Below are 11916 nucleotides of genomic sequence, written 5' to 3'. Positions count from 1 at the left end.
TCCCCGCCTTCGGGCGGGGACTTTCATTGAGGCGAGGAGACGACCGACCAGATCAAGACGGCTACCGATATTTCCCCGCCTTCGGGCGGGGACTTTCATTGAGGCGGTGATGAGGGTTCAGGTCGTCGACGAGAAGACCGCATTTCCCCGCCTTCGGGCGGGGACTTTCATTGAGGCAAAGGACGCAGGGAGTGGGTGGTGTCGGTTTGAATTGGGGATTTCTCAACCTTCGAATGACGAAGCTTCGGTAGGCATAGATATCGTGTGATGTACACTTTGGGTACGTAATCCGCGAGACTTTCATACCACAGCCTGGTTATGCCATAACATGCTAGTTTTGCTAGCTATTTCCCCGCCTTCGGGCGGGGACTTTCATTGAGGCTTCCACGACCGCTTCCACACGGTGGTGCACCGGCTGTATTTCCCCGTCTTCGGGTGGGGACTTTCATTGAGGCGCGCGAATCCTTTTGATGTGGCTGACCACCTCTGCAAATTTCTCCGCTTTCGGGCGGGGACCTTCATTGAGGCGAGTTCAAGGACCGCTACGTCCGAGGCACCAAGGATGATTTCCCTGCCTTCGTGTGGGGACTTTCATTGAGGCAAGGCTCGTGCGGCTCTCATCGTGGCTGGACCCCGTGATTTCCCCGCCTTCGGGCGGGGACTTTCATTGAGGCCGGGTGGAGTGAACTGCTGGTGATGAGTCTGGTGTATTTCTCCACCTTCGGGTGGGGACTTCGTTACAACGCTGGACGTGAATCGGAAAGTCTCACACGGGTTGCGTAGCCCTGTTCTAGAAACCAGAGTGGTTTCCAGAACGGGGCTCATATCTTTAAAACATGAAGATGGGCTAGATACGGTATCTACTGCAGATCCCTCTTGCCAGCTATCTGAGTCTGAAATGACCAAATCGGATGCGCGTAATCTGTAACAGCGCTATGGTGAAGTCATGAGCAGAGAAGAGAGCCGATTGCATCACAGGAGAGGAGACTGGATAATGGATGTACAAGCGATATCACAGGATTTTGCATTTTTCTTTCCTACTCAAATCTCCAACCGAATCTTAGAGATGGCTGGGGCCTTCATTGAGGGATGGATTTTTATTTCTGAGTGCTCTGTCGTTTTCACTTCTTCCATGGCAAAAACTATGGAAGCTTTCTATAGAAAATCGCCCCTCCAAGAGTCTTGTAATCTTGAGAGGGGTGTTTTTGTTTATATGGATTTTTAATTCTGGGTGCGCGAGGGTTGTTTCTAAAATTTATTAATGCTAAGGTTGAGATATCAACCGGTTCAGAAGTCTCGGCAGTACCCTGCTGAAGTGACTCTAACCCCGACCTTGGAGGTGAAGGACATGTTCCGACTGCTCTTACGAGCAAAAAGCCGCCCGCTACGCGAGGCGCAACGGGCGGCTTTTGTTCAATAAGCATTTACCGCATCAAGCGGCGGTTATGTCTGTTGCCGCAGACATAACCTAATCAGTATACCGGCAGTACGGAGGGGTCTCCCAATCTGTCTGCATGCTGACCGCTTGTGTGGCCATATGCTTACCTTTCATGCCCTGTGCTGTCACTACCAAAACACGGACGTGACAGCACAGGGGAGAGGGAAATGGCATACCGAATTAGCAGCGTGACGAAAACACGCGCACCATTCGGAAAAGACAGGTAGCTTAAAGCTACGCAAGAAAAATCGTGCACAACCCACGCATTGACGCGAGATGTGCACACACTACCTAAGGAGACAATCATGTCCCAGAACATCATTACCCTCGCCGATCTCATCGAGAACGTCAAGCTCGGCGGCGGCTCCGTAATCACCTCCAGCACCGAACTTGAACCCGCAGCAGGCCCCCACGCATCCGTGGCACCCGCCAAGTACGTTGATGGCAAGGGACAGGCTGCTAAGTCCGTTTTTGTGTACGAGACCCGCTACATCGCAGGGAAGACCGAGAACCAGGACGAATCCACGAAGAATGAAGGCTCCAAGACTACCAAGAAGGTCGTCAAGGGTAAGCCTCAGACCGTCGTCCTCATTGACAGCAAGCAGTCCGAACTCAACCGCGCAGAAGCCGCCATCGAACAGGGCCGCCAGTACGGCGACGAAGCAGTCGTCAAGATTCCCCGCGCTGTCGTCACCTACCAGACCGAAAACGGCCCCGTCGAATACACCGACATGGAGCTCTCCCACCGAATCTTCGACGGCCACTTCCGCGCCGGCACCATCGATGGCAAGCTCATCACTGAAAACGACGACTACCGTGCACTGCGCAACTGCACGCCTGCAGATATGAGTGCACTGCTCAACACCGCCCCCGCAGCACTTCTCTTCGGTGCCTGGGATTCCACCCGCAAGAGCAACCAGGTCCGCCTGCGCAGTGCCCTCGTCGGTGAAATTATTGGTGTCCTCGCTGATCAGAAGCGTACTGGTGAAGAGCAGCAGGCACGTCGTAGCGGTGCTCGTGTTGACGCTGTAGCTGCCAGTGTAAAGCTTGGCGCCAAGGAACTTAACTCTCTCGTCGATGACCAGGAAGCTGAACTGAGCGCCAAGAACGTTGCCGCACGCCGCAAGGAAGTAAAGACCGCCAAGGCTGACGACCGTATCTCCGCATCCCATCTCGGTCTGGGTAGCATCCCGCCTTCGGTTGAGGAAATTGGCGGTGTCGCTTGCCGCCGTATCATCCGTTCCTGGGTTCTGAGCCTCGCTAGCCTGCGCCAGCTGCGCTTCGGTCAGGACGAAAACAAGAACGTTGCTGCCCGTGCACTCCTTGCCGCGCTCGGCCTCAACGCTATCGCCCGTGCGGAGCGTGAACTCTACATCCGTGCCAACTGTGACCTGATCGAATCTGCCGCACCCGTTGTCACCCTCGACCAGCGTTTCGGTGAGAAGAAGCCCTTCGCACCCCTGACCGTTGAACACACCGACCAGCTGCTCCTCGAGGCTATCGAGAATGCCAAGAAGGCTGGCGTGGCTGACTGGAACGGCCAGACTTTCAACGTCGAAGGCAACCCCATCATCATCAAGAACGCCACCGCGGAGGACGCTGAATAATATGACGAACCTCGGAATTCTCGCGAGGTTCCCGCTCGGCGTATACCAGGGCCACAAGGCAGACGGAAGCCCCGACGCCTTCCCCGACCCTGCCCGCTTGCAGGCCGCGCTCCTCAGCGCGGCCGCGCAGGGACCTCACGCAATTATCGAAAACGGGCAGCTCGCCCCCTCGGAAGAATCTCTCAAGGCCCTCAAGTGGCTTGAGGAGAACCCCCCGACAGGGTTGCAGCTTCCCGACATGTGCCCCGTGTACCGCTCACCCAACAAGATGAGCCGATTCATGTACCGCGAGGTAGCACGTTCCACCAAGGATGGGCGGCAGACCGAACGTCGCGCCGTATCCGACGGCTGGGCAGTATCCGACACCATCGGCTGGCAGTACGATAAGGTACCCGCAGACATCGCGGAAACCATCACCCAGCTCTGCGGAGAAGTACCCTCCCTCGGAGAAGCCAGCAGCTTCACCGCCCTCTACACCGGAGACGTGGAACCCACCCACACCATCGACACCAAGTCGGGCCCCTTCGAAGCAGGCGGTATGCCCGTCCGCGTACCCGTACCCGGTCGAATCAACGCGCTCATGCGTGCTCATGCAGAAGCGTACCCCGCCAAGGTTCCCACCAAGGCAGGCGACAAGACCGCAGCGAGCGACACGATGCGCCCCTCATCGGTACCCACCGCAGGCCTGGGATCCATCAAGTACCAGCCTGTGGAGGCTGAAACCTCCACCAGCCCCTGGGAATACTTGTGGCTCCTTGAAGTAGACGGTGAAGGGCTGAAGCCCGAACAGTACGTCAAGGCATGCTCCCTGCTGCACAAGGCTCTCGTAGCTGCCGCAGGATTCGGCGCGCCCAGCCTCATCACCGGCAGGTACCCCAAGGGTCACAAGCCGGCCAACAGCCTGGCGCTGCAGTACCTGCCCGCCCGCTACCTGCCTGACTACCTGCGTCGTGAAGTGAAGTCTCAGGGAGTCCTGCTCGTCTTGGTCCCGGCAAGCGCCCCGACCGATGAAGCAGTAGAACTCGGTATCGCACTCAGGAGCGTAGAAACTCTCTACGCTCAGGACTTCCCCCGACTGACCGTGAAGCTTCGCCAGAAGCGCCTGCCCGCACAGGGTTTCTGGGATGCTCCCAAGACTGGGTACAAGCGCCTGTGGCGTACTCTCAGCGCGGCCGTTCCCGAATCGCGCGTTTTCAACCGCCCGAAGAAGACTGAGACGAAGGCCTGGACCTTCGCAGACGCCGCTCTGCTTTCCATGGCTTACGTGTGGCGTGACAGCTTCGAAGCGCCCGAGGCTGAAACCGCACGCGAACGAATTCGTAGCTTGAGGGATCAGGTTGCTCAAAAGGCTGAGGCCAAGGTCCTGGAAGCACACCGTGTAACCCAGAACCCCGCCGCCTACGCCTACAAGCTGCCCCGCACTCTGCCCGCAGAACCGTGGCGCGGCGTCGTAGACCTCGGCAACCTGGCAACGGACACGACCCTCGTAGCCATCGGCCAATCCCGCCACATGGGCGGCGGCCTGCTGGTTCCATTCGACGTGCCCACCGAAGAATACGATCGCCGCAAGAAGGAGGAAAAGCATGACTAGCCCCGCTACCAAGCTGCCCTCTATTACTCGTGATGAGTTCGGTGACTTCTTTGCTGCACTTGACGCCGCACTCAACGAGGATCCCAAGGGAGAGCGAAAGCACTACCCCTTCAGTTGGCAGGAAGAGGTGCTCGACCACATTTGCGAGCACGGAGTATGGCCGGAACGTATTAACGCACCGACCGGCTCCGGTAAGTCCTCCGTGGTTGATATCCACCTCTTCGCGAATGCGCTCGCTGCGGTTGGCGCCGCGCCGCGCGTTCCCCGTCGCCTCTGCGTGACCGTGGGACGTCGTGCGCTGGTCGACAACCAGGTAGACCGCGCCTACAAGATTCTCGAATGCATGGAGAAGGCGCTCGCTGATGAATCCGGCGAGTCCGATATTCTACGGAGGGTGGATGAAGCTCTCCAGAGCTTCCAGACTCGCAATGACAAGCAGGGGAATGACCCCTTCGAAGTTGGCCACATTCGTGGCGAACTCTCGAACCGCACCCTGCCGGTGACCGACATTTCGGCATGCGCAATCATCGCCGCAACCCCCGACATGTACGGTTCGCGAGCGCTCTTCCGCGGCTATGGCAGCACCAAGGCTGCCCGCCCGCGTGAGACCGCCCTGCTGGCTATGGACACCGTCATGGTGCTCGACGAGGCTCACATGAACCGTCAGCTACTACACACCACTCAGCGTATCGCGCAGTTGCAGAAGCGCGAGGTCAACCTGGGCGTTCCCACCCTGCAGGTGGTTGAGACGACCGCTACCCCCTCAACTGAGGACAGCGAATCGACTACTCTGGGCGTGGACATTGAGGCTCTCGATAAGCCGAATGATAAAGAGCTGCACCGCCGTGTCTACTCGCATAAGGAACTGATGCTCCACCCCATTGATAAGTGGGATGGTAAGCCCGGTAACGCTGCGACCGTGAACGCCGCCGTGGACGCCATCAAGAAGTTCCTGGCCCACCGTGAGGCGAGCGAAGGCTCAGAGGAAGCCCACACTATCGGTTGTATTGTCAACCATGTGCGGACGGCTATCGCCATCAAAGAAGCGCTAGTTAAGAACAAGGTGCTTGAAAAGGCGAAAGAGGTTCAGCTTCTCGTAGGACGCATGCGCCCGTACGACCTGGAGAATCTGCAGGCGGAACACTCCGGTCTCTTCACTACCGAAGGCGATAAGTCCGTGAAGGTTGTTGTGGCCACCCAGACTCTCGAAGTCGGTATTGACGTTGACTTTGCTGACCTGGTGACTGAGCTGGCTCCGGCTTCTTCCTTGGCGCAGCGCTTCGGACGTGTTAACCGTCTGGGTCGCCGTAAGGATTCCAAGGTCGTCGTTATTGAGCCTGCGAGCGGTGACTCGGTGAAGAAGGACGCGCCTCCCTACAAGGCGGTCGACCTGAGCAATGCGTATGCATGGCTCGAAGCGCTCAACGGTGCTGAGAACCCGTCGGTGAACCCCGCCGCAATGGTGAAGAACCCGCCGGTACAGTCCTCCCCGGAGCGTCTGCTCTACCAGCGCCCGGAATGGCCTGACCTGCTGGAATTCTCGCGTACCGACGAGAATCCCTACGATGAGCCGGACCTTGACCTGTGGCTGCACGACTCTCTGGATGCAGAAACCGCAATGGGTGGTGTTATCGTGCGCGATAACCTGCCGAGCAACACTTCTGCCGCCATGGAGATTCTCAAGACCAGCTACTTTGCACCGAGCGACCGGGAAACCTTCCCCGCGAATCTGAAGATTCTCCAGGAGATTCTGGACTACCAGGATGAGCACGGCGTGAAGCCGCGTAAGTTCCTTTACCGTCAGGGCGAAATCTCCCTGTGGCAGGATGCTGACCATGGAGCAGAGAGCAGTCAGTCGTTGGCTCCTGGTGACGTTCTGCTTCTTGACATGGGTAGTGTTCCGTTCACGAACCAGGGCATTGCCGTGACTCAGCGTGAGTTGCCTTCTAAGAAGGACGAGCTGAAGGCTGTGCCCTTCCTCGATGATGCCGAGCTCTACGTGGCCGAGCTCTACGTGTATGAGAAGTGCGCGGACCGTGAGAAACACTTCAGGGAATACCTGGGTCTCTCTCCCGAAGAGGCGGCGGAACTGCTCGACAGCCAGAGCACTGATGGCAAGAAGATGATTGCTTCTGAGCTTTCTACCGAGGCTGAGGGCGGTCAGGAAGTTATCGCCTGGTACGCCGAAGTGACCGGCAAAGAGTCTGTTGAAGGTTCCGATATCGCTCAGGAACTGGTGCTGGCTGCTCCCGTTCTTCTGGACGACCACCAGAACGATGTTGCTGAGCGTACCCGCCAGCTTGCCGAGAACCTCGGCCTGGCACCGGAATTCTCTGAGGCCCTGGAACTGGCGGCAAAGTACCACGACGAGGGCAAGCGCGACCTGCGTTTCCAGCAGATGCTAGGTGCAGACCCGGATGCGGAGGCGCTTGCAAAGAGCGGCCACCGTTCCGTGGCCGAAGCGTACCGCGCCCGTAGCCGTAGCGCCCTGCCGAGGGGCTGGCGCCACGAGCAGCTGTCTGCACTCATGGTTGCGGCCTCGCCCGAAAAGGTGGGGGAGCACCGCGACCTGGTATTGCGCATCATTGGCTGCAGTCACGGTCACGGCCGGTTCGCCTTCGCCCACGACGCAGACTTCCTGCTCAAGGAAGGCTACCTGCCCGAGGGGCTGGACTACGAAGCGCTCAAGGAACAGGCGAACCGACTCTTCAACGTCGGCTACTGGGACAACCTCATGGAGCAGACGAGCCGCACCTACGGCCCGTACGCTACCGCCTACCTTGAGGCCGTCGAACGCGCAGCAGACGCTCAGATTTCACGGGAGGGACACTAATGGCAACGCTGACTATTGCCGGTGACTACACCTCGGCATTGACCCATTTTGCCCTCTACGGGCTGTCCCTGATGGTTGAGCAGAAGCACCCCGGAACCGTCACTGTAGGTTGGTCTCAGGAAGGCCAGCCGCGCGCCCAAATGCATGCTGAAGGCGTGTCAGAAGAAGAAATTGCCGAGTGCGTGCACTCCTACGTTTCTTCCCTGGCCGCTGAAGACAGCTGGGTGAACGTTGACCAGTCCTACGGCGCGGGTAAGGAAACCGCTGTTTTCTCCCCGTTCTCACCGCGTATTCGCGGAATTGACGCGGAGAAGTACCCGGACGATTGGGCCTCTCATCAGAAGACCCGACAGGCTCATCTGGATGCGCTGATGGAACGTGACGACCTGCTGTCCCTTCTGTGGATTGCTGGCCTGGGCGAACCGGCATACTGGCGTTTTGAAGTCAAGGCGCCTCGCCCCGACCACGGTGCGTCCCGTTGGGAGATGAAAACTCGCAACAAGGGTCAGGAATTCGTCAAGGACCGTCTGCGCTTGATGTGCGCGGACCTGGCAACCTGGGAACCTTCCGCGATGCTCAGCGGTATTACCGGGCAGACCCTGCATGACTCGCTGGATAAGAAGCCGGATTCCCGAACCGGAACCGGTTTCACCGTCCCGCAGCCGACGGATACTGCGCTCGCCTTCTGTGCCCTGGTGGGTGTTGCGAACTTCCCGGTGATTCACCAGATCCACCGAATCGGCGTGACCCCCGGTGCCTACCCGTACAACGCTTTGCACCCGCGGCTCATGGTGCTTCCGGTACCCTCCGGAAGGGTTACGCCCGCCCGGTTGCGAACCGTGTTGCGCAGCCACCCCTACCGTAGGGTGGTTGACGAACTCGGTAAAGCGATGGACCGCGGTTCTTGGAGTACTGACATTTTCGTGTCTGAGTTGGCGGATGAGAAGGCGATTCTTCGTGAGAAGGGCGTTCAGGCCTTTGTTGCTTTTCCCATCGCGAAGGTGGGTAGCGATTCGGCACCTGAGCGTCAGGTTCTGAAGGGTAGCGCGATTCCGCTGGGCTAACCTAGCCGCTTATCGAGGCTGGTAAATAATGCCGGCAAATATACCAGCAAAATGCAGGGGAGGGGTCCTCCGGTTGAATCACCGGAGGGCCCCTCCCTCTACGTTTCGTTGAGCGTCTACATATCGCTGAGCGGATATGCGGTAGCTAGTGCGCTAGGGAACCGCCCCTTACGCCACCGCCACGGTACCCTTGGCTGCGGTGCCATTTCGGGTCCACAGCAGCAGTGCTGCCACGCTGTTGATGATGTAGAAGATGTACTTGCCGACGTTCGCAAAGTTGCCCTGGGTCAGCGCCTTGATGCACTGCACGGTGTTGTACAGGAACCAGAATTGCCACTGCATCGTGAGCTTGAGCGCGTTCAGAATGTTTGCTGACAGGGACAGGCCAAACACTACGGTCGTGATCCAGAACAGGAACGAGGTCTTGCCGCCGTAACCGACATAGTTCGCAATCAGGGAGAACGCGAACGAGCCCACCACAATGCTGCTGATAATCAGCTGACCCTTCGCGCCAGTCGGCGGTTCCATCGCCTTGCCGCGTTCGGAGTTCTGCCACCTACGAATCGCGAAGGTGTACACGATAAAGGTCACCGGGTAGGTGATGATCGCTGCCTTGTTGCCCAGAATGTAGTCAATTGCGCCAGACAGTGCCGTGTTAATAATGCCGAGCACGTTGCCGATGTTTGAGAGGCGGCCGGTCAGGCGGGTAGACATCATTGAAATACCCACGTTAATCACGGAAATCACGCCGAGGGGAATGAAGTTCGTAATCGGGCCCCAGTCGACGTATTTGGCGAGGTTGGTGCTCAGGTATCCTGAGGCGATTGCGATGGCGATGACCAGTGCTACGCCGAAGAGGTCGGCGTACTTGGACTTGGCGAAAAAGAGGAGGGCCTTCTCAGAGAATTCCTTGGCCTCCATGGGTAACTCCTTTGTTGGGAATATAGAAACAGTGATAGGGTACCAATAACTATAACTCTTTGAAAAGGGTTTGAAACGGCGTGTCACACATAAAACTTCAGAAACCCACATAATCCACACCCCGGAACGCCTCGGTGTGGAACAATCCAAAATCGCCCCAATAAAACCCCATACCAACTTCCGGCAAACCTTGCCAGATATCGCCCCTACTTCGTTAAATATCAAAAATGGGCGTAAAATCACCGTCGTTTCATCTTCGCTTTAAGGGGACCTTAAGGTACGCTAGATGACTGGGTCAGGGAACTCGTGCCGGTCTCACTCACCGCGCATCCGCCCGACAGACATCCGCACCCCGTACACTGCGTCTCACTCACGCACATAGGGGAGGGGACCCAACGTATCGGCCTCACTCACCGTTTACGCCGCTGTCCGTGCGTCCTGTCACCCGTAACTCACTCAACTCAAACAAGAACTGAATAGGACAATCATGCCCTTGCTTAACCATCGACTCTCACGACGATTTTTCGTAAAGGGTGCTTCCGCCGCCGCCGCTGCAGGCGCACTGACCCTGCAGGCACAGGCCGCTCAGGCTGACGAAGCTCCCGCAAACCTTGCCCCGGCAACCGAGGAAACTAAAGGCCCGCGCCTCGTTATTCAGCGTGCCACCATCACTGAAACCGGTATGACCGTCAACTACACTGCACACGGTCTACGCGAATTCCTCACCGAAGGCACCACTCTGACCGTACGCCACGGCTACGTTCGTAACGACTCTTTCGAAACTCTGCGCTCCTGGCCGCTCACCCCCGAATTTGACGGTGATGCTGACAGCTTCAGCGGTAGCGACCAGTTCCCCATCGAGCTGATGCAGGGTGAGGGCGTTGATCACGCCCTGCAGCTGGATATTTGCTCCGACCCGTGGGGCCAGGAGATTACCCCCCAGATTGCTGCGCGCATCCCCGTGGCTGAGACTAAGATCCTGAAGACTTCTTTCGAGGATGTTCCGGATAGTCACCCGTTCGCTGAGGATATCCGCATGGCGAACCAGAAGAAGTGGCTGATGCCGAACCCGCAGTCTGGCGCGTTTGAGCCGGACCGCCCTGTGACCCGTGAGGAGCTTATTGCTCTGCTGAACCACGCTGCTGGTCACGCTGGCGTGAGTGAAAACTCTAATGTTGCACCCTTTGCGGATGCGGCAGGCCGCCCGACCGCGAATGCGTTGCACTGGGCTCGTGACCGCAAGATCACTGAGCCGCTCACTGGTGGCGACAAGATTGACCCGACCGCACCGGTTTCTCACGAGGAGCTGGCGGCTGTGCTGTTCCAGTACAACGCGGAGGTTCAGCTGACCGAGATGAATGAGGCTGCTGGTTCTCGTTTCCGCGACGTGCTGGGTGCCGGTACTCTGCACCGTTACGTTGCGTGGGCTGGCGCGAACGACATCGTGCTGGATTCTTCGGGTGTGTTCAACCCGACCGCGCCGACTACTCGTGCGGAGCTGGCTCGTTTCATTCGCCGCTACAAGCTGCAGAACCTGCTGTTCACTGACTTCTCGTATGTCTCCTAATATTTAGTCACCCCTGGCACCGTGTCACCTAGGTACCGTGCGTTGGGGTGCGTGGAACCCCCGTCTTCTGGCTTTTGCTGGAGGCGGGGGTTTTGCCATGTCCCGTATTGCCGCACCTCGGGGAGTTTTAGTGACAGGCTGTGCCTGGCATATGAAATTTTGCGTTATATATGCCTAAAATCTTGCAAAATCCTGTGCGCTAAGTAAGTATTACCTAGAAGGTAAGTTAATGGTTGCCTTACTTAATACTGTGTGAAGGCTAGTTCACTCCTTGTGGGTGCACGAAACACCCGCCGCATAAGGCAGAAAAACACCGCCCCTCAAACAGGGGAGAGGCGCCCCTTCACACACCACCCACACGATAAAGGACATACATATGAACCTCGCATCGAGCAAGGCATTCAAGGGCCTCGCCGTTGGATCGCTGGCACTGGCAATTTCAGGTGTTGCCACCATCCCCGCATCGTTCGCGGCAGACTCCACCCCGGCGGCAAGCCAGAGCACTGACGCTCGCACCATCACCGACAAGGCGATGGCAAAGATCACCCAGGGCCTGCCCGGTCAGTTCCAGGTCGCATACTCCAAGAAGACCAACAAGATTTGGGTTGCGGGCACCGCTGACCGCGACAAGCACGTTTCTACTATCGCTCGTATTGACGCGAACTCCCTGAAGATTGAGGCAGTCGCCGAGCTGCCCATCGTCAAGAACGACAAGGGCTACCAGTACGACGCAGCTTACGGCATCACCGTTGACGATGTAGACGGTACCGTCTGGGTTACCAACACCACCGACAACTCCGTGTCCGTGTACGATCAGGCAACGATGCAGCAGGTCTGGACCACCGCGGGTATCGCAGAGACCGACCCGAACTGGATTGAGCACCCCCGCTCCGTT

Annotated in this window: 7 protein-coding genes; 6 read left to right on the top strand and 1 reads right to left on the bottom strand. The window is 57.9% G+C overall.

Going from position 1 to position 11916, the window contains the following annotated elements; genetic code table 11:
• The first annotated feature begins 1743 nt into the window (after positions 1-1743).
• Genes cas7u through HMPREF2845_RS07785 form a run of 4 tightly spaced genes read left to right on the top strand, consistent with a single transcriptional unit; the run spans position 1744 to position 8533 of the window.
• Positions 1744-3045 (top strand): type I-G CRISPR-associated RAMP protein Csb1/Cas7g, encoded by a 1302-nt coding sequence (cas7u, locus tag HMPREF2845_RS07800; protein ID WP_070634391.1) that lies wholly within the window; start codon positions 1744-1746, stop codon positions 3043-3045.
• Between the two features lies 1 nt (position 3046).
• Complete coding sequence (csb2, locus tag HMPREF2845_RS07795) at positions 3047-4636, top strand: type I-G CRISPR-associated protein Csb2 (protein WP_070634390.1); 1590 nt, start codon at positions 3047-3049, stop codon at positions 4634-4636.
• Positions 4629-7469, top strand: coding sequence for a type I-G CRISPR-associated helicase/endonuclease Cas3g (cas3u, locus tag HMPREF2845_RS07790; RefSeq protein ID WP_070634389.1), 2841 nt, complete (start codon positions 4629-4631; stop codon positions 7467-7469). The genes csb2 and cas3u overlap by 8 nt, the downstream gene beginning before the upstream one ends.
• Positions 7469-8533: an aldehyde dehydrogenase gene (locus HMPREF2845_RS07785; protein ID WP_070634388.1), complete on the top strand. Its 1065-nt coding sequence runs from the start codon at positions 7469-7471 to the stop codon at positions 8531-8533. The genes cas3u and HMPREF2845_RS07785 overlap by 1 nt, the downstream gene beginning before the upstream one ends.
• 168 nt (positions 8534-8701) lie before the next feature.
• Here the strand turns inward: HMPREF2845_RS07785 and HMPREF2845_RS07780 are convergent, their stop codons facing one another.
• Positions 8702-9454 carry a nicotinamide mononucleotide transporter gene (locus HMPREF2845_RS07780; RefSeq protein ID WP_070634387.1) on the bottom strand — a complete coding sequence of 251 codons (753 nt, stop codon included), beginning with the start codon at positions 9452-9454 and terminating at the stop codon, positions 8702-8704.
• Positions 9455-9941: 487 nt separating this feature from the next.
• Here HMPREF2845_RS07780 and HMPREF2845_RS07775 point away from each other — a divergent pair, with 487 nt between their 5' ends.
• Both HMPREF2845_RS07775 and HMPREF2845_RS07770 read left to right on the top strand, forming a co-directional pair.
• Complete coding sequence (locus tag HMPREF2845_RS07775) at positions 9942-11021, top strand: S-layer homology domain-containing protein (RefSeq protein ID WP_070634386.1); 1080 nt, start codon at positions 9942-9944, stop codon at positions 11019-11021.
• 376 nt (positions 11022-11397) lie between these two features.
• The coding region (locus HMPREF2845_RS07770) for a YncE family protein (RefSeq protein ID WP_371260523.1) at positions 11398-11916 on the top strand (519 nt) is incomplete at its 3' end.

It is taken from the genome of Rothia sp. HMSC065B04 (assembly GCF_001812285.1).
GTDB classification, from domain to species: domain Bacteria; phylum Actinomycetota; class Actinomycetes; order Actinomycetales; family Micrococcaceae; genus Rothia; species Rothia mucilaginosa.
The sequence above is the reverse complement of the archived record's forward strand: the minus strand, read 5'-3'. Positions and strand labels throughout refer to the sequence as shown.